General features: G+C 35.1%; 25 protein-coding genes and 1 other RNA gene. 13 read left to right on the top strand and 13 right to left on the bottom strand.

All coding sequences use genetic code 11. The features are described 5' to 3' along the window. Positions 1-17 precede the first annotated feature (17 nt). Complete coding sequence (locus tag NAT51_RS13895; RefSeq protein ID WP_250599636.1) at positions 18-515, bottom strand: GNAT family N-acetyltransferase; 498 nt, start codon at positions 513-515, stop codon at positions 18-20. 73 nt (positions 516-588) lie between these two features. On the opposite strand from NAT51_RS13895, the gene NAT51_RS13890 reads away from it, so the two are divergent. The 4 genes from NAT51_RS13890 (at position 589) to NAT51_RS13875 (ending at position 4,313) form a co-directional block, all read left to right on the top strand. Next, positions 589-1,281: a hypothetical protein gene (locus tag NAT51_RS13890; RefSeq protein WP_250599634.1), complete on the top strand. Its 693-nt coding sequence runs from the start codon at positions 589-591 to the stop codon at positions 1,279-1,281. A 24-nt stretch (positions 1,282-1,305) separates the two neighbouring features. Next, positions 1,306-2,958: a 2-succinyl-5-enolpyruvyl-6-hydroxy-3-cyclohexene-1-carboxylic-acid synthase gene (gene menD, locus NAT51_RS13885; protein ID WP_250599632.1), complete on the top strand. Its 1,653-nt coding sequence runs from the start codon at positions 1,306-1,308 to the stop codon at positions 2,956-2,958. Positions 2,959-3,044: 86 nt separating this feature from the next. Beyond that, positions 3,045-3,386 carry a DUF2853 family protein gene (locus NAT51_RS13880; protein ID WP_250599630.1) on the top strand — a complete coding sequence of 114 codons (342 nt, stop codon included), beginning with the start codon at positions 3,045-3,047 and terminating at the stop codon, positions 3,384-3,386. Between the two features lie 99 nt (positions 3,387-3,485). Continuing rightward, positions 3,486-4,313: a CvfB family protein gene (locus NAT51_RS13875; RefSeq protein WP_250599628.1), complete on the top strand. Its 828-nt coding sequence runs from the start codon at positions 3,486-3,488 to the stop codon at positions 4,311-4,313. Here NAT51_RS13875 and NAT51_RS13870 read toward each other — a convergent pair. Beyond that, positions 4,305-5,264: a Na/Pi cotransporter family protein gene (locus NAT51_RS13870; protein ID WP_250599626.1), complete on the bottom strand. Its 960-nt coding sequence runs from the start codon at positions 5,262-5,264 to the stop codon at positions 4,305-4,307. The genes NAT51_RS13875 and NAT51_RS13870 overlap by 9 nt on opposite strands. Before the next feature lie 391 nt (positions 5,265-5,655). Then, positions 5,656-5,844, bottom strand: coding sequence for a hypothetical protein (locus NAT51_RS13865; RefSeq protein WP_250599624.1), 189 nt, complete (start codon positions 5,842-5,844; stop codon positions 5,656-5,658). Between the two features lie 274 nt (positions 5,845-6,118). Here NAT51_RS13865 and NAT51_RS13860 point away from each other — a divergent pair, with 274 nt between their 5' ends. The 6 genes from NAT51_RS13860 (at position 6,119) to NAT51_RS13835 (ending at position 13,373) form a co-directional block, all read left to right on the top strand. After that, the gene (locus tag NAT51_RS13860; protein ID WP_250599622.1) at positions 6,119-6,958 is read left to right on the top strand and encodes a 1,4-dihydroxy-2-naphthoyl-CoA synthase; all 840 of its coding nucleotides are present in this window, start codon (positions 6,119-6,121) and stop codon (positions 6,956-6,958) included. Positions 6,959-6,980: 22 nt separating this feature from the next. Further along, the gene (locus tag NAT51_RS13855; RefSeq protein ID WP_250599620.1) at positions 6,981-9,260 is read left to right on the top strand and encodes a GH92 family glycosyl hydrolase; all 2,280 of its coding nucleotides are present in this window, start codon (positions 6,981-6,983) and stop codon (positions 9,258-9,260) included. Then, positions 9,257-10,186 carry a 1,4-dihydroxy-2-naphthoate octaprenyltransferase gene (gene menA / locus NAT51_RS13850; protein ID WP_250599618.1) on the top strand — a complete coding sequence of 310 codons (930 nt, stop codon included), beginning with the start codon at positions 9,257-9,259 and terminating at the stop codon, positions 10,184-10,186. The genes NAT51_RS13855 and menA overlap by 4 nt, the downstream gene beginning before the upstream one ends. A gap of 24 nt (positions 10,187-10,210) precedes the next feature. Beyond that, on the top strand, positions 10,211-10,888 hold the full coding sequence (locus NAT51_RS13845; protein WP_250599616.1) for a metal-dependent hydrolase: 678 nt from the start codon (positions 10,211-10,213) through the stop codon (positions 10,886-10,888). A gap of 131 nt (positions 10,889-11,019) precedes the next feature. After that, positions 11,020-12,231, top strand: coding sequence for a tetratricopeptide repeat protein (locus NAT51_RS13840; RefSeq protein ID WP_250599614.1), 1,212 nt, complete (start codon positions 11,020-11,022; stop codon positions 12,229-12,231). Positions 12,232-12,335: 104 nt separating this feature from the next. Then, on the top strand, positions 12,336-13,373 hold the full coding sequence (locus tag NAT51_RS13835; RefSeq protein WP_250599612.1) for an o-succinylbenzoate synthase: 1,038 nt from the start codon (positions 12,336-12,338) through the stop codon (positions 13,371-13,373). Between the two features lie 35 nt (positions 13,374-13,408). On the opposite strand, the gene NAT51_RS13830 is transcribed toward NAT51_RS13835, so the two are convergent. Both NAT51_RS13830 and NAT51_RS13825 read right to left on the bottom strand, forming a co-directional pair. Continuing rightward, the gene (locus tag NAT51_RS13830) at positions 13,409-13,942 is read right to left on the bottom strand and encodes a hypothetical protein (protein WP_250599610.1); all 534 of its coding nucleotides are present in this window, start codon (positions 13,940-13,942) and stop codon (positions 13,409-13,411) included. A 17-nt stretch (positions 13,943-13,959) separates the two neighbouring features. Beyond that, positions 13,960-14,868, bottom strand: coding sequence for an OmpA family protein (locus tag NAT51_RS13825; protein ID WP_250599608.1), 909 nt, complete (start codon positions 14,866-14,868; stop codon positions 13,960-13,962). A 107-nt stretch (positions 14,869-14,975) separates the two neighbouring features. Between NAT51_RS13825 and NAT51_RS13820 the strand changes: the two genes are divergently transcribed. Then, positions 14,976-17,963 (top strand): M4 family metallopeptidase, encoded by a 2,988-nt coding sequence (locus NAT51_RS13820; protein ID WP_250599606.1) that lies wholly within the window; start codon positions 14,976-14,978, stop codon positions 17,961-17,963. Between the two features lie 51 nt (positions 17,964-18,014). Here NAT51_RS13820 and ssrA read toward each other — a convergent pair. After that, positions 18,015-18,411, bottom strand: a transfer-messenger RNA (tmRNA) gene (ssrA, locus tag NAT51_RS13815). Positions 18,412-18,447: 36 nt separating this feature from the next. Beyond that, complete coding sequence (locus tag NAT51_RS13810) at positions 18,448-19,629, bottom strand: serine hydrolase domain-containing protein (RefSeq protein ID WP_250599604.1); 1,182 nt, start codon at positions 19,627-19,629, stop codon at positions 18,448-18,450. A gap of 189 nt (positions 19,630-19,818) precedes the next feature. Here NAT51_RS13810 and NAT51_RS13805 point away from each other — a divergent pair, with 189 nt between their 5' ends. Next, on the top strand, positions 19,819-21,021 hold the full coding sequence (locus tag NAT51_RS13805; RefSeq protein ID WP_250599602.1) for an NAD(P)-dependent oxidoreductase: 1,203 nt from the start codon (positions 19,819-19,821) through the stop codon (positions 21,019-21,021). Between the two features lie 175 nt (positions 21,022-21,196). Beyond that, positions 21,197-22,567, top strand: a complete 1,371-nt coding sequence (locus NAT51_RS13800; protein WP_250599600.1) for a M28 family peptidase — start codon at positions 21,197-21,199, stop codon at positions 22,565-22,567. Between the two features lie 58 nt (positions 22,568-22,625). Here the strand turns inward: NAT51_RS13800 and NAT51_RS13795 are convergent, their stop codons facing one another. From NAT51_RS13795 to NAT51_RS13775, 6 genes are all read right to left on the bottom strand, one after another. Next, positions 22,626-24,050, bottom strand: coding sequence for a tetratricopeptide repeat protein (locus NAT51_RS13795; protein ID WP_250599599.1), 1,425 nt, complete (start codon positions 24,048-24,050; stop codon positions 22,626-22,628). Positions 24,051-24,235: 185 nt separating this feature from the next. Then, the gene (locus tag NAT51_RS19810) at positions 24,236-24,787 is read right to left on the bottom strand and encodes a DUF1361 domain-containing protein (RefSeq protein ID WP_394799703.1); all 552 of its coding nucleotides are present in this window, start codon (positions 24,785-24,787) and stop codon (positions 24,236-24,238) included. Positions 24,788-24,908: 121 nt separating this feature from the next. After that, entirely contained in the window at positions 24,909-25,364 is a 456-nt protein-coding gene (locus NAT51_RS13790; protein WP_250599597.1) for a ubiquinone biosynthesis protein COQ4, read from the bottom strand. A 51-nt stretch (positions 25,365-25,415) separates the two neighbouring features. Continuing rightward, the gene (locus NAT51_RS13785; RefSeq protein WP_250599595.1) at positions 25,416-25,712 is read right to left on the bottom strand and encodes a winged helix-turn-helix domain-containing protein; all 297 of its coding nucleotides are present in this window, start codon (positions 25,710-25,712) and stop codon (positions 25,416-25,418) included. Then, positions 25,709-26,371: a YiiX family permuted papain-like enzyme gene (locus tag NAT51_RS13780; RefSeq protein WP_250599593.1), complete on the bottom strand. Its 663-nt coding sequence runs from the start codon at positions 26,369-26,371 to the stop codon at positions 25,709-25,711. The genes NAT51_RS13785 and NAT51_RS13780 overlap by 4 nt, the downstream gene beginning before the upstream one ends. Then, positions 26,371-26,982: a hypothetical protein gene (locus NAT51_RS13775; protein ID WP_250599591.1), complete on the bottom strand. Its 612-nt coding sequence runs from the start codon at positions 26,980-26,982 to the stop codon at positions 26,371-26,373. The genes NAT51_RS13780 and NAT51_RS13775 overlap by 1 nt, the downstream gene beginning before the upstream one ends. Between the last annotated feature and the right edge of the window lie 9 nt (positions 26,983-26,991).

Raw genomic sequence — 26,991 nt, 5'->3', positions numbered from 1 at the left:
AAAGCGAATTTTTACAGCTATTCAAGTAAAATCTGCATAAAAATGGAATCAAGCCAGCGGTCAAATTTAAAACCTGTTTCTTTGATGTGTCCCACATTTTTAAATCCTAATTTTTCATGAAACGCTATACTGCCCATATTTTCGGAATCAATTACACCAATCATAGTATGAAGATTTTGGTTTTTGGCCAATTCGATAAGTTCTTTGATTAATGTGCTGCCAATACCGTTTCCGTGGAAATCTTTATGGATGTATACTGAATGTTCAACCGTAAATCGGTATCCAATTTTAAATCGGAAAGTACCATAAGTTCCAAAACCGACTATTTTGGCTTCTTTTTCAGCTACAATAAACGGAAAGTTTTTCTCCTTTTTTTCATTGAAAATGGCTTCCTGTTCGGATAATGTTCTTAAATCATAATCCCAAATTGCCGTTGTATTGGCAATTTCATAGTTTATAATTTCCAATACCGATGGCATATCTTCAATGGTTGCCTGTCTTATTTTTATGGACATAATATTTTGAATATGATTTATTAAATAGTAAATTTATAGATTGCTAGTCCCTAAGCCCCTAATAGAAACATACATGAAATTACAAAATTCCTCAAAATTATTGATAATTCTGTACTTTGTCAATTTGGTGTTGTATAGTTTTTCATCTTTGTTGGAGGTTCAGCCTTTTGAAGCGGTATTTTGGTTCGTCAGAATTCCTATTCTTATGGTTCTTTATTATATCACTTCAAAGAAAAAACAGGCGGTTTACCTTGTCGGATTGATGTTATATCAATGCGCTTCGGTTTTTTTTGCAACAGGAGATGCTTCTTTGTTCATTTTCGGGACACTTTCTTCGGTTTTGTTTAAATTATGTCTTTCATTATTGGTACTGGATTTGGTAACATCTAACAACCGATTGGCAGTTACGATATCGGTAGTGCCGTTTTTTGTCCTGTATCTATATATTATCAATTTTGTCATTGATGAATTAGGAGATTCGTATTATATATGGATCCTCAATGCTTTACTGACTTCCTTTTTGGGCGGTGTTGCAATTATCAACTATATCAATACACCGGGGAAAAAGGAATATTGGCTTTTAGTGAGTGCTATTTTCTTTGTCATTCAGATAGGAGCCTTTTTTATCAATAAGTTTTATGTAAAGAATGAAGCAGTCTATCAATTGGTGATTTTATTATACGGAGTTTCTCATTTTACATTCTACCAATTTCTGATTTTAAAAGAGAATGAAGGAAATGACAAAAAAAACATCCCAACTTTGTAACTTTGCTTTTCTGAAATTTAAAAAATGATTTACCCTAAAATACCTTTGGCACAAAGTATCATTGAGATTTGCAAGGCTAAAGGACTTCAACATATAGTTATTTCACCTGGTTCGCGCAATGCGCCCTTAACCATTGGATTTGCAAATAACCCGGCATTTACTTGTTATAGCATTGCAGATGAACGGTGTGCTGCTTTTTTTGCGATGGGAATTGCACAGCAAATCCAGAAACCGGTTGCGGTGGTTTGTACTTCCGGATCGGCTTTGTTAAACTACTATCCCGCAATTGCTGAAGCTTTTTATAGCCAGATTCCTTTGGTTGTTATTTCAGCCGACAGACCTCATGATAAGATTGATATCGGCGATGGGCAAACCATCCGCCAGGAAAATGTGTTTGCTAATCATATTCTATATAATGCTAATTTGACTGAAGATACTTCAGAAGAAAATGATTTTAAAATCCAGGAAGCTTTATTCTTGGCTGTAACCAAAAAAGGCCCGGTTCATATTAATGCTCCTTTTGAAGAGCCATTATATGAAATTATAGAAGAGCCAACAGTTAGACCTAATTTGGTTGAGTTATTTTCGGAAACCAAAGAGAACGCAAAATTTGATGAATTTGTCGATATTTGGAATAAATCACCTAAAAAACTAATCCTTTTAGGCGGAAATTATCCTGAATCAATAACTCAGGAGTATTTGGATTGGTTAGGAAATGATAATTCGGTTGTTGTGATGACTGAAGTTACGTCAAATGCACATCATCCTAATTTTATCACTAATATTGATACAATTATCACTCCGTTTTCTGATGACGACTTCAAGTCATTCCAACCGGATCTTCTAATCACTTTGGGCGGAATGATTGTTTCGAAGCGAATAAAGGCTTTTTTACGCAAATACCAACCTAAAAATCATTGGCATATCGATGAATTGAGAGCTTATAATACGTTTGGGTGTTTAAACCAGCACTTTGAATTATCTGCCAATGTGTTTTTTAGTCAGTTTTTCTCCAAAACCACTCGAATTCAGAGTGATTTTAGGGAAAATGCATTGAAAATACGCGATTATAGGGCCAAAATGCATGAAATGTACCTGAAAGATATTCCTTTTACAGATTTAAAAGCTTTTGAAACAATTCTGCAACGGTTACCGATGAATTCCCAACTGCAAATCAGTAATAGTTCTCCAATCCGATATGCCCAGCTATTTCAGATTGATAAAAGTATTGAAGTATATTGTAACCGTGGAACCAGCGGTATCGACGGAAGTACAACAACAGCAATCGGAGCGGGAGTTGCAACTGGAAAACAAGTGAATTTCATTACAGGTGATATTAGTTTTTTGTATGACAGTAACGCCCTTTGGAACAATTACATTCCAAAAAATTTCAAAATTATCCTGATTAATAATGGTGGAGGCGGAATTTTCAGGATTCTTCCAGGTCACCAGGAAACTGAAACATTCAATAAGTATTTTGAAACATCCCATCAGTTAACTGCTGAGCATTTGTCAAGAATGTACGGATTTGAATATATTACTGCAAATAGTAATGATGAGATCATTTCCAACTGGAATTTGTTTGAATCGGCAGAAAAACCAGTCATTTTTGAAATTTTTACACCTGAAAAAGAAAACAATAAGATATTATTGAATTATTTTAAAAGTTTAGGATAATTGCTTTTCATCGGTACTAAATAGTTTTATAAGAGCGTAAAAGTGATTATATTTGAGAGTATAATTAACTAAATAAACAATAAACTATGAGTAAAAGAGATGAACTAATTGTAAAGTATGCAGCCGATTTAAAGGACAAATGTGGACTTACAGCTGATATGGATTTATTAACCAAAGTTGTGATCGGATGCGGACCGTCTATCTATAATCCTGACGCATCAACTGTTTCGGGAAGTGCACAATCGGAATTGGATACGGTTAAAAATAATTTCTTAATCAACAAACTGGGATTGAAAGACGGTCCGGAATTGGATAAAGGAATTGAAGCAGTTATTGAAAAATACGGAAAATCAAACAAAAATAAATACCGTGCCGTTGTGTATTATTTATTGACTTTACATTTCAAAAAGGAAAGTGTTTATAAATAAAAAGGTGTGTATATAATTTAAAGCGTTCGTGTACCGGACGCTTTTTTTATTGTAACAACTTCTAAACTTTGTACCTTTGCGGCACGATATAAAGAAAAAATGATGCAGATAGGAAAATTCAACGTACTGAAAATTGCCCGTGATACTAAAATTGGGTTATATCTTACTGATGGTAAAGCGGATGTTTTATTACCTAATAAATATGTACCGGAGCATTTTGAAATTGGAGATGAATTGGAAGTCTTTATTTACCTGGATCAGGAAGAAAGACCTGTGGCTACTACTTTGGAACCTTATATCTATCTGAATGAGTTTTCATTATTGCGTGTAAATTACACAAATAAATTTGGAGCTTTTCTTGATATGGGATTGGAAAAAGACTTGTTTGTTCCTTTTAAAGAGCAGGCGCGTCCCATGGAGCAAAGTAAGCGATACTTAGTTTATATGTATCTGGATGAAAAAACAAACCGATTGGTAGGATCGAGTAAAACCAATCAGTTCCTGGATAATAAAGATATTTCGGTTGAAAATGGGGAAGAAGTTGATTTGATTGTTTCTCATATCACTGAAGTTGGTATCAACGTGATTATCAATGAAAAACACAAAGGTTTGTTGTACAAGAACGAAGTTTATGACGATTTGCGTACCGGAGACCGAATTATTGGTTATATAAAAAATATCCGCCCTGACGGAAAAATTGATGTATCAGCGACTAAAATAGGTTTTGATAAAGTGGAACCAAGTGCCCAATATATTCTTGATGAATTGAAAGCCAGCCGAGGTTTTTTACGATTAACGGATGATTCACATCCTGAAGACATCAAAACGGTTCTGAAAATGAGTAAAAAAACCTTCAAAAAAGCAATCGGGACTTTGTACAAACAAAAACTGATTGAAATCAAAGAAGACGGAATCTACTTAGTTTAAGCTGATTTCCAATTTTTTTTCCTTTTCAGGAAATAATTTATTCAGCATTTTTTCAAAGAGTGGCAGAAACCACACAAAAAGCAATACACCACCAATATTGAAAAGCATATGGGCATTGGCTACCGATTTTTCTATCGGAATGCCATTGCCGATTACTTGTACCATTTCAACAAAAGGATAAAAAAACAATAATCCGAGTATTACTGAGATAATATTGAAAGTGAGATGGAACAATCCGGTTTTTATGGCTTGTTTGCTTCCGTTTATGGTAGCCAGTAATGTGTCGCTGCATGTGCCCAGTTCGGCACCCAGCATTATGGCTACAGCTCCTCCAAGTGTCAGTAATCCTTTTTTGGCCAGTAAAATAGCCATTCCTACTGTAGCCGAAGAGGATTGAATGATCAAAGTGATAATGGCACCAATGAACGTTCCATAAAAAGGGTTTTCGGTATGTTTTAAAAAGTCTGAAAATGTTGAGACTTGTTTTAATGGCTCTACAGCTTGTTCCATGGTAAATAAACCAAAGAAGAGAATTCCGAAATATAAAATCACTTTTGCAGAATTATTGAATTTTTCTGATCTGGAAAGTAATAAAAAGGCAAAGCCTATTAATAACAATACAGGTGAATATTTCCCGATATCCATGGCAATTATCTGACTGCTGATGGTGGTACCTATGTTGGCTCCAAGGACAATTCCCATGGATTGCTTGAAGGTTAATAATCCGGAGTTTACAAATACAATGGTAATGATAATAACGGCCGAAGAAGAATCCAATAATCCGGTCACTACAATTCCGGTTAAAACAGATGTAAAAGTGTTGGAAGTAAACTTTAAAATCCATTTTTTGGTATTTTCACCCAAAACCTTCTGAACGGTTTCGGATAAACTGCTCACAGCAAAAAGAAACAATACCAGTCCTGCTACTATTTTTAAGACAATCTCAGTCATAACTCCAGGAATTAGAGATTAAATGTACTGACTGATTGTTACTTTAAGGTTAATTAAAAGTTATTTAAACGAAAAATGCCAATCTTACTTTAGATTGGCATTTCCCTCTAGTTATCTCAAACTTCCGATTGCTTTAAAGCTTTCATTTTCTGAAATAACCGATAACATACGTAAAGCGATAATAACATCTTTACAAATCAAAAAATTAAATAAACTTTTATAGAATAATTTCTTTCATGTAGAGTAAATCGTTAACATTTACTCTTTCTTATTCTATGTAATTTTGTGTTTTTACCGACTAACAACTTTGGGTGATTGTTTTGGTATAAAACCAATATTCGCTTTATTACCTGTGGATTTGTTTATTCAGTATATAGACTTTTAGCTGGATTTATTTCTTGCTAACTGTATCTATTGGTTCATCCATAGGGGCTACTGTATCAGTTTTTACACTATCAACAACTTCCGTAGTGGTTTCTTCCATTGGCACTTGTTCTTGAGTAGCTTCATCTACTTTTTTGTTACAACTTGTAAGCAATGCACTAAATGTAAGAGCGGCAATTAAAACAGTTTTTTTCAAAAATTTCATTTTTAAATTAATAAATCAGTGAACTATATTAGCAACATATAAAATGTTGATTTTCAGTTGTATAAAATTAAATAAAATGAATTTAGATTTCAAAAAAACAGATGTTAATTTTTAAATTTTAACATTTATAACGACTTCTGTAAGATTTCTTTTTACAACACTTTTCGAGTTTGGCCTAAATAAAGTATTTTTACAGGATATTATAAATCAAATCAAAGGATGTAAGGTTGTTTTGGCACCAAGGCATCTGATAATAATAAGAAATATGAGTAAAATAGAATGGAAAACCGCCCGTGAATTTGAAGATATCACGTATAAAAAATGCAATGGAGTAGCCCGAATTGCTTTTAACAGACCGGACGTGCGAAATGCATTCCGTCCTAAAACCACAGCAGAATTATTACAGGCTTTTCACGATGCACAGGAAGATACTTCAATTGGGGTCGTTTTGCTTTCGGCGGAAGGACCTTCTTCAAAAGACGGTATTTGGTCGTTTTGTAGCGGAGGAGACCAAAAAGCACGTGGTCATCAGGGTTATGTTGGTGACGATGGTTACCACCGGTTAAATATTTTAGAAGTTCAACGTTTAATCCGTTTTATGCCAAAAGCTGTTATTTGTGTGGTTCCGGGATGGGCCGTAGGTGGCGGACATTCGTTACACGTAGTGTGTGATATGACTTTAGCGAGTAAGGAACATGCTATTTTTAAACAGACTGATGCTGATGTAACCAGTTTTGACGGTGGTTACGGATCAGCATATTTAGCAAAAATGGTGGGTCAGAAAAAAGCCCGTGAAATATTCTTTTTAGGCAGAAACTATTCGGCTCAGGAGGCTTTTGAAATGGGTATGGTCAATGCGGTTATTCCTCATGATGAGTTAGAAGATACTGCGTATGAGTGGGCTCAGGAAGTTTTGGAGAAATCGCCAACTTCGATCAAAATGCTGAAATTTGCAATGAACCTGACTGATGACGGAATGGTCGGACAGCAAGTGTTCGCCGGTGAAGCAACCCGTTTGGCATATATGACAGAAGAAGCAAAAGAAGGACGAGATGCTTTCCTTGAAAAGCGTAAGCCAAACTTCGAGAAAAAATGGTTGCCATAATTTTCAGTAGTAAATTTTTCAAATGAAGGTAAATTCGGTTTTAGTTTTACTCTTTTCGGTTTGTAGTGTGTTTTCACAAAATCCAGAAAAGAATAACATCCAGTATGTGAATCCTTTTATCGGAACTAAAAATATGGGACACACTTTTCCGGGAGCAGCTGCACCTTTTGGAATGGTTCAGTTAAGTCCGGAAACGAATGTAGAAGCCATGTTTAAAAACGGTAAATACAATTCCGAAAGCTATAAATATTGTTCCGGTTACCAGTATGATGACACCAAAATTCATGGATTTGCCCATACTCATTTTAGCGGGACCGGTCATTCAGATTTAGGCGATTTGCTGGTTATGCCGGTTGTAGGGGAATTGAATTTAAATGATGCCCAAAATAGTATTTTTTCGACTTTTTCCCATGTAAATGAATCAGCACAACCCGGATATTATAAAGTAAAACTGGATACTTACAATGTTCTGGCTGAATTGACAGCTTCAGAAAGAGTTGGTTTTCACCAATACACGTTTCCCAAGTCTGATCAGTCGCATATTCTCTTGGATCTGGTTTATAATATTTACAACCATGAAGATAAAAACGTATGGACTTTTGTCAGGGTTGAAAATGATTCAACAATAACAGGTTACCGTCAGACAAACGGGTGGGGAAGAACCAGAACGGTATATTTTTCCATGAAATTTTCAAAACCTTTTAAGTCATATCATCAGAAAAAATATGAGCAAAAGGTTTATAACGGTTTTTACAGAAGATTCAATGAAAATGATAATTTCCCTGAAATAGCAGGAAAAAACATCAAAATAGCCTTTGATTTTGACACTGCTGAAAATGAAACGATAAAAGTTAAAATGGCTTTGTCTTCCGTGAGTACGGAAGGAGCGATGCTGAATATGAATGCTGAGGTACCACACTGGAACTTTGATGATTTAAAAAAGGAAACTCAGGCAAAATGGAACAAGGAATTATCAAAAGTACAGATTGAATCATTGTCAAAAGATGATAAAACGGTTTTTTATACTTCTTTGTATCATACGATGTTAAGTCCTGTTGTTTATGAAGATGTTGATAAGAGTTACCGTGGTTTGGATCAAAATATTCATAAATCGGAAGGTTTTACTAATTATACGATTTTTTCACTTTGGGATACATTCCGAAGTTTGCATCCTTTGTATAACATCATTCAACCAAAAAGAAACAATGATATGATTCAATCGATGTTGGTGCATCAGGATCAAAGTGTCCATAAAATGCTGCCGGTATGGAGTCATTATTCAAATGAAAACTGGTGTATGATCGGGTATCATTCGGTTCCGGTTATTGCTGATGCGATTGTGAAGAATAACTTTACATTTGATCCCAAAAAAGCCCTTGACGCCTGTGTCGCTACTTCTAACGTTACATATTATGGCGGACTAAATGAATACATACAGAAAGGTTATGCGGTTGAAGATAAAACCGGTTCTTCGGCTTCAACAACACTTGAATATGCTTACGATGATTGGTGTATAGCCCAAATTGCAGCTAAACTGAATGATAAAGAAACCGAATCTGCTTATTTAAAAAGAGCAGATAATTTCCAGAATCTTTTTGATCCGAAAGTAAAATTTATGCGTCCTCGAAACAGTAATGGGGAATTTGTTTCTAAATTTGACCCGCTCGATACGCACGGACAAGGTTTTATTGAAGTAAATTCATGGACGTATAGTTTGTTTGTACCGCACAATCCAAAACAACTGATTGAAATGATGGGCGGAAAAGAAAAATTTACGACCCATCTTGACTCGTTGTTTACAATGAAACTGGACGATAAGTATATTGAAAAGAATGAAGATATAACACGTGACGGAATCATTGGAAATTATGTGCACGGAAATGAACCGGGGCACCATATCCCGTATCTTTACAATTGGACCGATAAACCATATAAGACACAGGAAAGGGTCAGAATGATACTGAGTACCATGTATGGACCCAATACTGACGGTTTGTGTGGTAATGATGATGCCGGTCAGATGTCGGCTTGGTATATTTTCTCGGCTTTAGGATTTTATCCGGTAGCTCCGGGTTCTCCTGAATATGCATTGGGAAGCCCTAATGTTGTCCAGGCTGAAATAAATCTGGAAAATGGTAAAAAATTTAAAATAACAACTAAAAAGCAAAGCGATAAAAACGTTTATGTAAAATCAGTTTTGCTTAACGGAATCGAATTAAAAAGAAACTACATCCTCCATGATGAAATAATGAATGGGGGGGAATTAGTATTTTATATGTCTGATAAACCAAATAAAAAATGAAACACTGGATTGAAGCGGCCCGATTGAGAACTTTACCCCTTTCGGTTTCCGGAATATTGGTGGGAAGTCTGTACGCACTGAATAACCCAACAAATAATGTATTAACACCAACGCAGGTTTTTGACTGGCGGATTTTTATTTTGGCGATTCTGACCACAGTTGGTTTTCAGGTATTGTCCAATTTTGCAAACGATTACGGTGACGGTGTAAAAGGAACCGATAATGATGACCGTGTTGGTCCTCAACGTGCCATTCAAAGCGGTGTTATCTCTCCTGATGCCATGAAAAAAGCCATGTATTTGACAGCTTTGCTTACTTTTTTGTGCGCTGTTTTACTGATTTACATTGCATTTACCGACAAATACCTGCTTTTTTCATTATTCTTCCTGATTTTGGGAATTGTGGCAATTGCTTCGGCGATTAAATACACAGTTGGTGATTCAGCTTATGGTTACAAAGGTTTCGGAGATGTTTTTGTATTTGTTTTCTTCGGATTGGTGAGTACTTTGGGGGTGAATTTTCTGTATTCCAAACAGTTTGACTGGCAATTGGTATTGCCTGCCTGCGCCATCGGAATGTTAAGTGCCGGTGTGCTAAATCTTAACAATATGCGCGATGAATTATCTGATGCAAAAGCCGGGAAAAACACTTTGGTTGTAAAAATGGGCGGGCAGAAAGCTAAAATCTATCATTTTTTTCTGGTTGGAGGTGCGATGATCCTGGTTTTGATTTTTGCAGTAATTTACAATAATGTAGGTTTCCGTTGGGATCAGTATGCTTTTTTAGCTGCATATTTCCCTTTAATGAGACACTTGAGAGTTGTCTATTTGTGTGATGATAACCGCAGATTGGATCCACAGCTTAAAGTGTTGGCTTTGAGTACTTTTTTGCTGTCGTCGATCTTAGCTTTGGTGATGGTGTTTTAATTTAGTCATTTAATTATACAAAATATGAAAATAACATTTTACGGTCACGCTTGTCTGGGAATAGAAGTTTCGGGAAAGCATATTCTGGTGGATCCTTTTATTACTGGAAATCCTAAAGCCAGCCACATAGATGTCAATTCACTGAAAGCTGATTATATTTTGGTTACCCATGCCCATCAGGATCATACTCTTGATGTTGAGGCTGTTGCCAAAAGAACTGGAGCCGTTATTGTTTCCAATTATGAAATTGCGATGCATTATGCAGCAAAAGGCTTGAAATACCATCCGATGAACCATGGCGGAAGCTGGGATTTTGATTTTGGGAATGTAAAATACGTCAACGCAATCCACACCAGTTCATTTGCTGACGGAAGTTACGGAGGCCAGCCCGGCGGATTCGTAATCGAAGGTGAACATAAAAATATTTATATTGCCGGTGATACAGCTTTAACCATGGATATGAAGCTGATTCCAATGCGTACAAAACTGGATTTAGCCATCCTGCCAATTGGAAATAATTTCACCATGGATGTTGATGATGCCATTATTGCTTCAGATTTTGTGGATTGTGATAAAGTTTTGGGCTATCATTTTGATACTTTCGGTTTTATTGAAATCAACCATGAGGAAGCCATTAAAAAGTTCTTTGATGCCGGAAAAGACCTGATGTTGCTTGAGATCGGGCAAAGTATCGATTTATAGGAGCTTTTTCCCGCTTTCCACTGTATCTGCTCCTGTTCATTCTTCACAGGATCAGGATGCCGTTGCAATCGGGGCTAGGGAATATTCGTAAAAACTGGCATTTAAATTGCTTGTAATAATTAAAAAATAATATGAAATTCAAAATATTACCTCTTTTTCTGTTTTTAAGTTCAACTTCTTTTTTTGCCCAGGAAGCTGACGGCTATTGGGATAATCAGAGAATGACCAATAAAGAAATCAAGCTTTCGGCAGGAGAAAAAATTATTGTAAAATCTGAGGATTTCCCTATCGGAACAACAGAATTTGTTTACAGAATAACATTGTTGGATGAAAACCAGAAAATTGTTGGTGATCTTGCTTCGGTTTTAAAAGCAATACCGGATCCGTATTATATCGGAAAAGGAACAGGAGGAGCACTTTCACTGGCTTCCGGTATTTCGGGAAGTGATAAATGTACGTATGCTGTTTTCCAGGATCAGGCTTTAGCTAATGCTTTTGCAGGTTCGGGAAAGTTTGACAATGCCTGTGTTTACCAGAAAAATCCGGTCAGTAAAGATGTTAAAGTGATTTCTTTGGCCAAAAACATATGCCTTGACGATGAGGTTAAAACCATCTGGTTTGCTTTTAAGAACGAAAACTGGATGATGAATGAAAAGATTGTTCTTGAAATTGTGCCTTGGGTTGATAAAAAAGCAAGCCGTGGCTGGAATAAAATAAACAAAAAGAAAGTACTGGAAGAAATCCACTCTTCCGGAATCTCATCAGCTCTTAAATCCGCAAACCGATCCAAATTCGATTTGATTTTGTTGGAAAAAGCAGAAAAACAGTACCGTTTTCAGGATTATAGTGCTTTAACATCAGAAGAGAAAAAAATCTTCATGGATAAATATGCTGAAGAAGCACTCACACAAAGTGGTTTGCCAAATGCCTATAATGACATCATTTGCCAGGAAGCATTGAAAATTGCAAATAAAGGAAACATTGATGAAGCTATTGAAATCATCAACAATAAGGTGATTTCGAAACCCAATGCCACTGCATTACAGCACAATTGGCTGGCCGAATTGTACATCAAGTCCAAACAATTCGAAAAAGCGCTTAAAACGCTTAAAAATGCCGAAAAACTGGATGCGAGTGAGTTAAAAGTAAAAATGAATCTGGCACATGTGTATATGTTCATGAATGAAGTGGGGCAATCTAAGGAAATCCACAAGAAATACATGAATCAGAATATTTCGGCTAAGCAAACATGGAAAAATAAGGCCGTAAATGATTTGAATGATTTTACAAAAACAAATCTTCCTCAGGAAAATATCCAGAAAATCTGGAGACTGTATAATTAACAAAAACCGGTTTAAACCGGTTTTTGTTTGAAGTAAATAAACAGAGTTTATTTTATGAAGTTAAAACAATTCATAACTCATAACTCATAACTCATAACTCATAATTGAAAGCAACTTATCAAAAATACATACTCGATTTTAAGAAGCCATCCGGAACCTCAAGAGGGATTATAACCCAAAAAGAAACATGGTTTCTGATATTTGAAAATGAAGGAAAAATAGGAATAGGGGAGTGTGGGATTTTGAGAGGTTTGTCTGCTGATGACCGACCGGATTATGAAGAAAAATTACAATGGGTTTGCAGTAATATTTCGTTAGGAGAAAAAGTACTTTGGGAGGCTCTTATGGAGTTTCCTTCCATTCAGTTTGGAGTTGAAATGGCTTTCCGTTCACTGTCGTCCAAAACCCCGTTTTTACTCTTTCCTTCTGAATTCACTTCTGGTCAAAAATCAATCCCGATTAATGGCTTGATCTGGATGGGTGATGAAGGCTATATGAAGCAGCAAATCGAAGAAAAAATTGCTCAGGGTTTTGATTGTATTAAACTCAAGATTGGAGCTATTGATTTTGAAAAAGAGATGCAATTATTGCAATTTATCCGTCAGAATTTCGGTCCGGAAGCTATTGAAATAAGGGTTGATGCAAATGGTGCTTTTGGTAAATCTGAAGCTTTAGATAAATTAAATCAATTGTCTGGTTTTGAATTGCATAGTATTGAGCAACCTATTCAAAAAGGACAGCATGACACAATGTCATTTTTGTGTAAAAAAACGAATTTGGACATTGCTTTGGATGAAGAGCTGATCGGTGTGTTTTCATTTGCAGATAAAGAGACGTTACTTCAAAAAATCCAGCCGCAATTCATCATTTTAAAGCCAAGTTTTATAGGCGGTTTTCGGGGAACAAATGAATGGATTTCACTGGCGGAAAAGTATAAAATCGGGTGGTGGATTACTTCAGCATTGGAGTCAAATATCGGGTTGAATGCTATTTCACAATTTACCTTTTTGAAGCAAAATCCTATGCCGCAAGGGTTGGGTACCGGAGCACTTTATACCAATAATTTTGACTGTCCATTGGAGGTTAAAAACGGTGCGCTTTTTTATAATCCCGAATTGGATTGGAAAGTCAATTTTGATTAAAAATAGATTTTTTTAGTCTAACTTTTTAATATTTTTTACTCTCTTCCGGCATCAAGTGAGTCTTGGTATTCTTTAAGATCCTGCCATTTTCCAAGATAAGCTAAGACAGCTTGTTTAGACCAGGTTTCCGGATTGTGCATAGCAAAGTTACTGCCTGCTTCGTTAAGGATATCCTGAAGGGTTTGAACTGGTGTTTCGCCCAAATCTTTCCAGGTTTTGATTCCTGCTGCGTGATAGAGCTCTTCAATTTTTGGTCCGATTCCTTCAATTATTTTCAAATCGTTTTCGGTTATCTTGTGTCCAAATACCGAAGCTGCGGTCTCTGCATCAAATGCAATGTTTGTTTCGGACTTGATTCCCTGTGTGGTTTCAGTTTTTGCTTTTAAGTCTTCCAGTTCCTTTTTCAAAAGGTAAATTTGGTAGTTTAACTGTTCATTTTCAGAGGAACAGGTATCCAGTTTTGATTTCATATTTAATTGATCACCTCCAACAACCATTTTTCCTAATAAAAAGCCTAAAGCGGAACTGATGATTCCAATGGATATGGGGATTAAAATGCAAAGTGTCATATTGTTTGTTTTTTAAATTATTTCAAAATGATTGTTGTTCTTTGGTTTTTTGCTTTGCCTTCAGGTGTTATGTTGTCTGAAATAGGATCTTTAGAACCTCTTGATGTGGTAACAATCCTGTTTTCAGGAATTCCGTTTTTGACAAAGCATTCTTTTACAAAATCAGCTCTTTCCTGGCCTAGTTGGATATTCACATATGAATCATTCGTATCGTCCGAATTACCGATGCATTCCAATATTGAATCAGGAATATTATCAAGGTATATTGTCAAATCGGCAAGACGCTGTCTTTCATCTTCAGTTAATGTGATTTCCGGCTGGTTGGGATTAAAATAAAGATATAACGGATTGTCATTGTATTCTTCTTTTTTCCCTTCCCAGTCCTGTGCCCTGGCGCTGAACTGATTGTTTGTTATCTGGAAAAGAACCGGCCCGCAAATCTTATTCTGTTTAGTATGCCATTTGCTTACTGTTTTGCCGATAATTTCGATTCTGTTCGATGCTATTCCATGCTGGATAAAATAATTTTTTATGATATTGGCTCTTGCATATCCTAAGTTTGGGTAAATTGATCTGTTTTTTTCATTTTTTAATGAAAACCCCATGATTATTAGTCTTTTGTTTTGATTTTTGTCAAAAAATAGCTTTACATGGTCAATTCCGGAAAAGATGCTTTTGTCAATAGGTTCGATAGCATAGAATTCCTCTTTTTTGAAATCGAAGTTGTTTTTGGAGGAATAATCAAAGTCATCTCCTGTAATTTGAAAAACAGTTTTTGGGGCAAAATCTTCTGTGCTTTTAAATTTAAGAGGCTGAAAATCGTTCTTTTGTAAATGACAGTCAATGCAGCAATATTTACTGTATGTATAACTCCCCAAGATTAAAGTTGTAATAATGCCTAAAATGTAAATCGTTCGTTTAGACATGGTTAGGTTGGTTTATGGTGAAATCAAATGTAATAAAAAAAAATGTTTTAACATTTTTTTTGTTACATTCGCAAAAAATATTCCAACACACACAACTAAAACAACCTATGAAACAAAATTATTTAGTTTTAATGTCGGCGTTAACACTGTCAGCATTAAGCATGGAAGCTCAAACGAGCAGGAAGTATGATCCGGGAGACGCGTATCAGAAAACAATGAGAATTGAAAGTCCAATTACCAAAATTCAAGCTCTTAAGGAGTTCGGAAAAAAATATGGACTTGATGAGAAAAACACATTTTTGGTTCAAACCGAAACTTCAGATTTATCAGGATTAACCCATCAAAGACACCAGCAGTTTTATAATGGATTGAGAGTTGAATTCGGAACTGTTATCACACACGAGAGAAATGGTAATGTGGAAAGTATCAACGGAGAACTTTATAATCCCTCAGGATTAAATCTGAAACCATCTTTAACGGCTGAGCAAGGTTTTGATATTGCCGTTAATTTCATTAATGCTGAAAAGTATTTATGGGAAGATGCTGTTTCATCTAAAATGATGGATTACAGCAAACCAAAAGGAGAATTGGTTATTTTTCCAGTTATTAATAAAGGAATATTGGTTCTGGCTTATAAATATGATATTTATGCTGCTACACCGGTTTCAAGAGATGAAATTTATGTTGATGCGGTTTCTGGAGATATTCTATATAAAAATCCTATAATAAAACATGCTGACCGATTAGTATCCAACGAGGAAATAAAAAGTAATGCAAAAAAAGTTGAAAGTATTTTGTCAAATCCATTGGCAACAGGTTCGGCAGCTACTCGCTACAGCGGAACTAAGAGCATAGAAACTACACTGGATGGCGGTTTGGCAAAGTATGTTTTGTTGGACAATACAAGAGGAGGAGGGATTGTAACTTATAATTCCGGAAAAACTAATACGTATCCGTCAACACATTTTACTGATACAGATAATACCTGGAATGACGGGAATTATACTTCAGGATCAGCTACGAAAGATAATGCAGCACTTGATGCACATTGGGGAGCAATGATGACGTATGATTTCTGGAAAAACATTTTCAACAGAAACAGTTTTGACGATAAAGGAACCCAAATTAAAAGTTATGTGCATTACGATGATACAGCATCACCACCAAACAGAGGAATGGAGAATGCTTTCTGGAACGGAAGTGTAATGTCATATGGAGACGGTTTCTCTACTTTTAATGGGCCTTTGACTTCGATTGATGTTTGTGGTCATGAAATTGGACATGCAGTTTGTACTTATACGGCTAATTTAGCTTATCAAAATCAATCGGGAGCCTTAAATGAAGGGTTTTCAGATATTTGGGGTGTTTGTATTGAACAGTATGGTAGAAACGGAAATTTAATTTCGCCTGTTGATACGGCATCACCTGGTTCTTCGGCAGTTTGGAGAATTGGAGAAGATATGACTACAAGTGGATATTTGAGATCAATGAGTTATCCCCGTACAAGATCGCAACCGGATACTTTTAAAGGAACTGGTTATGTAACGACTGCTGATGACGGTTCTTGTACGCCTACCGGTGGAAGTACTGGTAATGATTACTGTGGGGTACATACTAACAGTGGGGTTTTAAATCACTGGTTTTATATAGTTACGGCAGGGAAAACAGGAACAAATACTGCTCCGGTTCCTTTTGCTTATAATGTTACCGGGATTGGAATGACTAAATCTTCTCAAATTGCTTATTTGGCAGAACGTGATTATTTGACTCCTAACTCTACTTTTGTGGATGCGCGTAATGCGACTATTGCAGTGGCGAGTGCATTATATTGCAGTACCAGTAACGAGGTTAAAGCGGTAACGGATGCCTGGTATGCAGTTAATGTTGGTGCAGCTTTTTCATCACCAGCAAATGACGTAGCTTTAAAAAGTATTTCAGGTGGAAATATAAATGTTAACTGTGGAGCTGCTTATAGTCCTACAATTGTATTGGAAAACGGAGGAACGGCTAATTTAACAAGTGCTACCATTACTTATAATGTTGATGGTGGTACAAACTCAAACATTAACTGGACAGGAAATCTGGCAAATTGTTCTCAGGCAACGCAGGTAATTTCTGTTACTGGTTTGACCCGTGGATTTCATACAATTAATGTAACCATAACTACAGCAAGTGACGGAAATGCAACAAATAATACAAAATCTTTGGTGGTTGTTGTAAATGACAATGGTACAGTTGGTACTGTTAATACATTTGATAACTCTTCTGATGTTTTGGTTTCAATTGATTCAAATGGAAAAACAAATTCGGTTTGGGAAAGAGGTGCTGTTAATAAAACAGTATTGACTTCGACTGCAACAGGAAATTCAGCCGGATATGCAACAAAACTAGTGGGAGATTATCCTGATAAAACTACTTCTTATTTGGTATCTCAATGTTACAATTTATCAAATATAAGTAATGCAACTGTGAGTTTTGACATGGCTTTTGACTTGGAGTCGAACTGGGATATTATTTATTTTGAATATTCGACTGATTCAGGTGCTAACTGGAATGTTCTGGGAACATCTGCTGATGCGAACTGGTATAACAGTTCAAGAACGCCAAACGGAACTGATTGTTTTAACTGTATTGGTAAACAATGGACAGGAACTTATGCAGCAGCTCCTTCCGGAGGAACTGGAGTAAACGGAAATAAGAGAAATTATAGTCACAGCTTAACTTCTTTAGGAGCACCTGCAAATGCGATTTTCAGATTTACTTTTGTGTCTGATGATGCTGAAAATCTGGAAGGTGTGTTTGTTGATAATTTTGTGGTTCAGGGAACTTTAGGAAATAATGAAAACAGTTTTGAGCAGTTTGCGGTATATCCAAACCCTTCAAATGGTAAATTTAACGTTGTTTTATCGACATCAGATGTTGTAAATATCGGAATTTATGATCTTAGAGGACGCTCGGTTTATAACAAATCATTTGAAAGTACTGGATCAGTTTTCAATAAAGAAATTGACTTGAACTCACTTTCTTCAGGAGTTTATATTTTGAATGTGAACAGTGGCGGAAAGAGAGAAGCAAAGAGAATTATCATTGAATAATTGAAAGGCTTATAAATAAAAAAACTCCCAATTTGGGAGTTTTTTTATTTTCTGTGGAACCGGAGAGAATCGAACTCTCGTCCAAACAAGCAATCAAAAAGCTTTCTACATGTTTAGTTCCTGATTGGGTTTTCGACAAAAGGCGATGCCAGGAACAGCAACCTATTGCTTAGCTTTGTAAATGTCAGAAAGGGTTTAAAGCATTACCTTTCCTAGGTTTATTTTTACGGTTCTCCTTAATCAACCGCCACAAACCAAGGCTTTTGAGGAGAATCTAGCTTTTCCACCTTGTGGAAACTAGGCAAATCGTACTATAATTCGGATTAAGCAGCTAAAGCGTAATTATTTTCGCCGTGTAAAAGTTCGGGACATTATATTTATGAGCAACACCCCAATGCTCAACATGCTTACAGATTAATTCCACTCGCTGTCAAAACCAGTCGGCCCCAGTAAGACTGCAAATCTACATAATATTTATCAAATATTATTCCAAAAGTGCTTCTCCTTTTTTTCGGATATGAAAAGGATAATCTCCAAATAATCCGGTAGCTAATTTCATATAATATGTTTTTCGGGTGTATTTATTTGAAATACAGATCAATGTAGCTTTTTCTTTTTTCATTGTTACGTAAGCCGAGGTACTTCCATGCCACCATCCATTGTGGTAAAAAAGTTGTTTTCCGTCTTCCCATTCCAATAATCTGATACCCAAACCATAATTTCTGGTCCCACGGCTTTCATAACTATAGCCTTTATAGACTTCTTTTAATAAATTTTTGTTTAAAAATGACGGATTATAAGTTGCCATGTCAAACTTCAGTAAATCCCTGACAGTTGAATAAATGTTCTTATCTCCGTAAATGTCATCTAAATGGTTTAAAGGATATTGGATATAGTTTCCTTTATAAGAATTACTGCAGGTATCTCCATTCTTTTTCATGTCAAAAACAAAAGTATTTTTCATATCCAATGGTTTAAAAATAAGCTTTTTCATGGCTGTTCTGTAATCCATTTTGGTTATTTTCTCAATAATCAATGCTAAAATTGCATAATTGGTATTGCAATAACTGAAACGAGTACCGGTTTTAAATTCCAGTTGGATATTGTGTTTGTTGATGATTGGAATCAAATCACTGTTTTGCAGCGTATCTCTTTTGTTCCAGATTTCTTTTTTATCAACAAAATAGCTGTAATTACGTAATCCGGTTCTGTGATTCAATAAGGTTCTGATTGTTATATCTTCATAAGGAAAATCCGGAAGAATAGTATTCACTTTTTGATCTAATTGTATCTTTTTGGAATCAATTAGCAATAAGGTTGCTGTTGCTGTAAGCACTTTACTAACTGAAGCAATATGTAAGGGAGTATTTTGATCAATTGTTTTTTTATTTTTAAAATCGCTCATCCCATCGTATTTTTCATAGATGATTTCTCCGTTTTGTGCCACTAAAACAGCACCTGAGAATTTATTGGTTGCAAATTCCTTGTCATACAGGTATTGCATACTGTCTTTGATTTGTTGTTTTTTTGACTGGCTAAGTGTCGATTTATTTGAATCGTAAGGCTGAAGCGTGTAAATTCCGTTGATCTTAGTGTCTTCTTTTGTCTTGAGTGCTTCTTTCTTTTCTTTTGAACACGACAAAATAGTAATAGTTGCCGCTGCCATAGCGGTATATTTTAAAAAAGTTGAATAATTCATTGGTATTAGATAGAAAAGCAAATATAGTTAAAGTTATTTTTTTGATATAGTATTTGAATGCTAAATCTGTTGGTTTATGTCTTTTAAAAGTTATATTTGCAACAAAATCAAAGTAAATAGTGATTATTTATAAAGACTAATTAACCAAAACCAAATATGAAGTTCGGAATTATAAAAGAAAGAAAGAACCCACCAGACAGACGGGTGGTTTTTACTCCGGAAGAATTGGTGAAATTAAAAACACAATTCCCGCAGGCTGAAATTAAAGTTGAAAGTTCTGATATTAGAATCTTCCCAGACGAAACCTATTCAAATTTGGGTTTTGATGTTACAGAAGATGTTTCCGACTGTGATGTGTTAATTGGTGTTAAAGAAGTGCCTGTTGATGCTTTGATTCCTAACAAGAAATACTTTTTCTTTTCACATACGATAAAAAAACAACCTTATAATCGAAAGCTGTTGGTTGCCTGTCTAGAGAAAAATATTGAATTAATTGACCACGAAACAATTGTTAATAACACAAACCACCGTTTAATCGGTTTTGGGCGTTATGCTGGTATTGTTGGTGCTTACAACGGGTTTAGGGCTTTCGGTATTAAATTTGAATTATTCAATTTGCCAAAAGCTGAAACGTTACCAGATAAAGCAGCTTTGATTGAACGCTTGCGCCGTCCTGTGTTACCACCAATCAAAATTGTACTTACCGGTCATGGTAAAGTTGGAATGGGGGCCAAAGAAATTTTGGATGCCATGAAAATCAAAGAGGTTTCCATTGAAGATTACCTGGCAAAAACATATACCCAACCGGTTTATACCCAGATCGATGTAATGGATTACAACAAGCGTAAAGACGGACAATTATTGGGGAAAAAGGATTTTTATGATAATCCAACCGAATATACTTCCGATTTTGAACGCTTTACCAAAGTATCTGATATTTTTATGGCCGGGCATTTTTATGCAAACGAAGCTCCGGTTATTTTAACCCGTGAAATGCTGAAAGCAGCTGATAATAAAATTAAAGTTGTAGCAGACATATCATGTGATGTAGCAGGACCGATTGCCTGTACATTGCGTGCTTCGACTATAGCTGAACCTTTGTACGGATATTACCCAAGTGAAGATAAAGAAGTTGATATCAACCATCCGGCGGCAATCGTTGTAATGGCTGTTGATAATCTTCCTTGTGAATTACCTAAGGATGCAAGTGAAGGTTTTGGTGAAATGTTTTTAGAGCATGTTATCCCTGCTTTTTATAATGAAGATCAGGATGGTGTACTGGAAAGAGCTGCCATTTGTAAAAATGGTCAATTAACAGAAAGGTTCAAATACCTTCAGGATTATGTTGACGGTAAATAATAATAATTCTGATATTCATTCTTTGTAAAAAAGGATTTAAAAAAATAACGTATTGCAATTCTAAAGCCTCAATTTTTGAGGCTTTTTTATTTCTTTAATTTTGTATGAAAAATCGCATGCAAAAAATAGGTAATCCACTAAATCTGAATTAATTTTGGAAAAAATAAACAATCAAATGAAGAGAATAGCAATTTTATTTCTGTTCACATCTGTTTCTACATTTTCACAGTCTACAGATGAGGAACAATTGAAAGCCATTTACAATCAGGCTTTGACTAATTCAAAATGTTACGGCTGGTTGGATCATATGTCGAATAAAATAGGTCACCGTTTGTCAGGATCAACAGGAGCCGAAAAAGCGGTTGAATACACTAAAGCCCAAATGGAAGTTTTAGGAGCTTTTGATAAAGTATACCTGCAGGAAGTAATGGTTCCTAAATGGATAAGAGGTGAAAAAGAAACAGCCTATATTCAAAACGGAAAGAAAAAAACAGATGTGGCCATATGTGCATTGGGAGGTTCAGTGGCAACTTCTAAAAAAGGGGTTACTGCTGAAGTGATTGAAGTGCAAAGTCTGAAAGAACTGGAAACTTTAGGAACCGAAAAAATTAAAGGAAAAATTGTATTTTTCAACCGTCCGATGAATCCTGCTAATGTTGAGGCTTTCCTGTCTTACCGGGATGCAGGTGACCAAAGAAGATCAGGTGCTAAAGAAGCTGCTAAATATGGAGCTGTAGGTACAATTGTGAGGTCGTTGAATTTTAGATTGGATGATTTCCCGCATGCGGGTGCTACCAGTTATGGGGATTTGCCAAAAGAACAATATATTCCAACTGCTGCTATCAGCACAAATGGTGCAGAAATTTTGAGTAAGCAGTTAAAAGATAATCCGGGTCTGAAGTTTTTCTTTAAACAGTCCTGCTATCAGGAGGCAGATGTTTTGTCATATAATGTAATCGGAGAAATCAAAGGATCTAAAACACCGGATAATATTATGGTTGTGGGTGGACATTTGGATTCCTGGGATTTAGCAGATGGTTCACATGATGATGGTGCAGGCTGTGTACAAAGTATGGAAGTAGCTTCTATTTTTAAAAATATTGGCTATAAACCCAAAAACACTATTCGTGTTGTTTTATTCATGAATGAGGAAAATGGTGGAAAAGGAGGAGATAAGTACCAGGAATTGTCTCTTAAGAACAATGAAAACCACATATTTGCAATGGAAAGCGATTCGGGAGGATTCACACCTAGAGGTTTCTCGTTTGAGGCTGATGATAAAAGTTATGCTAAAATAGCTAAATGGAAATCTCTTTTTGAGCCTTATTTAATCCATGTTTTTGCAAAAGGGCATAGTGGTTCGGATATTCAGGATTTGAGCTCTAAACGTATTGTTAAAGCCGGATTGCGTCCTGATTCACAACGTTATTTTGATTACCATCATGCTGCCAATGATACTTTTGATGCGGTGAATAAAAGAGAACTGGAATTGGGTGCAGCGACTATGACCTCATTGATTTACCTGATTGACAAGTACGGAATATAATAAGTTTTGAAACTAAAAAAGAGAAGGCGTCTGATTTTAAAATTAGACGCCTTCTCTTTTAAGGTGTTACCAATATGTATTTTTCCACTAATTCATCTAAAAATTTAGTGCCTTTCGGATTTATTTTTTTGCATGATTCAACATTGTCATAAACTAATTTAGCATTGTTGGGGTTGTTAATTAAAATCATGTAAACTATTGATTGGACCCCTAAAGAATACTCGTCTTCTTCTGATTTTATCTGTCTGTATGCCTGATCAAGATAGAATTGCACCAAACTGTTTTCAAAACCTCCTTTCAAAGAATTCAAATGGGCGAGTAAACGAAGGGCATCAAAACTGTCAGAATCAATCTCACGTGCTTTATTGCACCATTTTTCAGCTTCATCCAATTCGTTTCTGTACAAATGAATGTAGGCCATATTTATGTAATCTGCTATTGATTTTTTATAATCTGAATTTTTCTGGATTTTTTCAATAATGTTTTTTTCTACATTGATTTCATCTTTTTTCATTAAATACAACGATGATAGTAATTCATAAGTTTCATTCGGATTATAATGTGCAGAACTTTTTGAATCAGGGAAAGCTGCTATTGCTTTTTTTGCATTTTCAATTGCTTTATCATAATCTTTAAGCAGGAAATTAAGCATTGCTATATTTTTGTTGGCGCTATATGGATTCAATTTCTTTTTAGCCATTAATTCCTGAAAATCCAGTTTTAACTGATTGATTTTTTCAATTTCAAAAGCGGTATAGTATGTCTTTATATTATTTTCTTCATCGAATTCAAATGTGAACATTTTTAAAGTTAAGCCTAAAACGTCAAGCATTTTTTTCATATGTTGGATTTCGATGTTTTTTTTGTGAAGTGTTGCATATTTTTCAATGTTTTTGTAATCAAATAATTCGTTATAATTTTTACTTCTGTTTTCAATTTTTTTTGACTCATCACCCAGATTGTCTAATTCTTCAAAGATGACACCCATGCCATAAAAAGTAAAAGCCAGTAATTGGTAGTCATTTTTCCCGTCATCCAAAACTGTTGAACATATTTTTTTTACTTTGGAATACCCCTTGTTCTGAACTAAAAAGATTGGGTAAAAAGATATTGCTAAAGAATCTTTTGGATTTATTTCCAAAGCTTTTTCGATATCAGCAATTGCATTATCTTTTTCCAGATTTGCTTTTAAAAGTCCACGGAATGAATAATAAAGGGCACTGTCTTTTTTTGTTTTGGATTTTAATACCAAATTATTGAAGGATTTTGTAAAATATTTCCGGGCAAGTCCTGCATTTCCTATATTGTTGTAATAGTTTCCCATATTGTTTAATAGGAATGCATTGAGAGAATCTTTGGCTAATTTTTTCTTAAGTTTTGCTAAATACTCATCATTATATTGAATAACGTTGAGATCTTCTAATTTAGCTACTGCATCATATGAAGATGCATTGTAAGAGAAATTTCTTGAGAGCGAAAACATTTTTTTTGTCAAACCAAGAAAAGCATTATGCTCACTTACCGGTACGCTTTTTTTAAATGTATAAGTTTGGCTTAAAAGGTTTTGATTAAAAAATGTGACAAGTAAAACCAGAAGAATTCTTTGGAGCATAAAAATAGGTATTTGTTGTTTTTACAAAGATGATGAAAAAACATGAAAATTCTTTTTCAAAATTGTGAGCCTTGAGCTGAATTGGTTTTTGTGGTTTTGTATATTAGATATATTGAATAAATAAAAAGGCCAAAAAGAGCCGAAAAAAATAAGGAATCCCTACTTGTAAGAAGTATTCCAATATCGAACAATAGTTTTTGCGGATTACTTAGGATATCCCAGCTATTGTATCTTAGAACCCTTCCTAAATAAATTCCAAAACCACATAAAAAACAAATTCCGGGAATTATCATAATTGTAATTTTTGGCGTAAAAAAATGTTTGATGATTTTTTCAAATTCCAGGATTGACAATATCCCCATAAAAAAGCCTGTAATGGAGAACGAACATAAAATAAGTATATCAAGCCATATGGTTGATTGGTCTGATTTGGTTAAGTGAACTAAATCGGTCACAATATAAAATGAATTGGGTAAGAAGAGAAGCCAGATGAATAAGGAAAAACCAATTTTGAACCCGATTTGTTTGTCTTGATTGTATTTCCTAGCAGCTAACAATAACACATATGGTATTCCAGCAAGAAACAGATTCCAAACAAGAAATAGCATATAAATACTTTGCGTAATTTTTACTCTTAGTAGTAAAAGAGTGATGCAATAGATGATAAAATAAGTTATTGAAATATTATAATTTCTGTTGGCGTTGAATAAGGTTATTATTGATTTCATATTAAGTGATATTAAAAGATTTGCGTAGTGTATTGGTAGGGACATTTAAAAGTTTTAAAAAATCGAGTTGGTGAAACATATGGGCATTTTTTCCTCTTCTGAATTCTTTTATGAAATTTTTTAAATTAAGAGGGTAGAAGAATGTCCCGGTTATAATGACTAAGTATAGGTACAGACTTTTTTTACCATTCCCAAGTAAATAATATTGCATACCAATCTCATCAATTACACAGACACCAGAATTAGTAAGCACATGGATGATATCATGATCTTCGAGTTTTTCCTGAATATCAAAAGCGTTGGATTCAAGGAATTTGCCTAATTCTGCTCCCAAAGAATCAGGAGGATAATTTAAAAGTTCAGTTTTTGTAATATTCCAGGGTTTATTCCTTTTGAATAGTTTTTGATACGGTTTTTTACTGATGTCGTACAATTTTTCGATTATCCGGTCTTTCATTTTAAAATTTAAAGTACTTTGAATTTCAAAGTTGATGATTAAAAAAATAGATTATCCTTTTGTGATTAGTTTTTCAAGTGCTTCGATGTGATTTTGAAAAGCTTCTTTTCCTTCTTTTGTAGCTTTGTAGCTGGTATTCGGTTTCTTTCCTATGAATTGTTTTTCGATTAAAATATACTTTTCGGCTTCAAGTGCCTTTGAATGACTGGCAAGATTACCGTCAGTTACCCCCAAAAGTTCCTTAAGTGTCGTAAAATCAGCACTTTCATTAACCATCAGAATGGACATAATACCTAAGCGGATTCGATGGTCAAAAGCTTTGTTTATATTTTGGATGATACTTTTCAAAAGGTATAGGTGTCGATTATGGTTTCTAATAATTTTGAGTCGGCGAGTTGTGAAGGTGCCACTACTTTTTCGTTCAAAGGTATATTATTTCCGTAACGTTCTTTTAAAATTTCCTGAACCTTTTCATTTTTCAAATCAAATGATTGCAGGGTTTGCTGCTTGCACAATTCAATACCGGCTCCTTCTTTATAAATTTTCCAGACTAATTCTGAACAATAAATTCTGTCGTCACTCCATTCAAAATAAAGGTCATAGTTTTTACCAATAAATTGGGTTCCAACATGCTTCATGTTAACCATTTTCTGATTATTGATTTGTAAAGTGTCTTTTAAACGTTTTACAAGATAGCAATTATCTTTTCCATGTTGGATCCAATCTTCGAAAGGTGTTATTTTGACCGGTTGAACCGCTTCAAGGACAAATTTTTTGTTGTCTCTGGTGAAAATGATTCCGCAGTGTGAAAATTTTGAACGTGTTGCAATACGTACAGCCTCACATTGTGCTGATTGTGAAGTCTGGAAAATAATATCACCGTCTTTTAAAGTTTCAACACTTTGTTTTTTAGTGTCGGGATTACTACCGCTTTTGGCACAACTGTACAAACCGGCAAATGTAATTAATCCGGCAACGATGAATCCGTATAGTATTTTTTTAGTCATTACTTTCTGTCGTATTTTAAGTACATTATTGTACCGTAAACAATGTGGCATAAACCGAAGCCAATCATCCAGAAATATAGCCCGAATCCCGAAAACTCAACCGCCAATAAACCTAAAATGATTTCAGTGATTCCCAAATAACGCACATCTCTTAAAGTATATTTACTTGCGTTCAGACAAGCCAGGCCGTAGAACAATAAAGTCATCGGGCCAATTAAAGCATAATATTCTTTTCGGATAAGAAGCATGGCTAAAATTCCGCCAGAAAATAACGGAATGGCAAAATTAATTAAAAGCCTTCTTGAAGTTGGGTTCCAGATTTTTTCACCCATTCTTTTCGCTTTTCGCGCGGTCATAATGTATGCAGTAACTAATGATGCTAACAAGACGATAACAGCGGTAAGGAAAATATTTCTGAAAGTTTCTGATTCAAATGTGATGTATCCTCTTCCGTGGTTAAAAATTAGCTGATTTACATACAATCCGCCTAAAATGGCATATATTCCTGCCAAAACTCCTGATAATCCGCTCAGGGAAATGAATTGGGAAGACTGTGACATCATTTGTTTGATATCTTTAATGTCCTGCAAATAATTTTTAGCTTCATCCATTTTTAAAGT

This window comes from Flavobacterium amniphilum (assembly GCF_023634845.1).
GTDB classification, from domain to species: domain Bacteria; phylum Bacteroidota; class Bacteroidia; order Flavobacteriales; family Flavobacteriaceae; genus Flavobacterium; species Flavobacterium amniphilum.
This window is presented reverse-complemented; position numbering and strand designations above follow the sequence as displayed.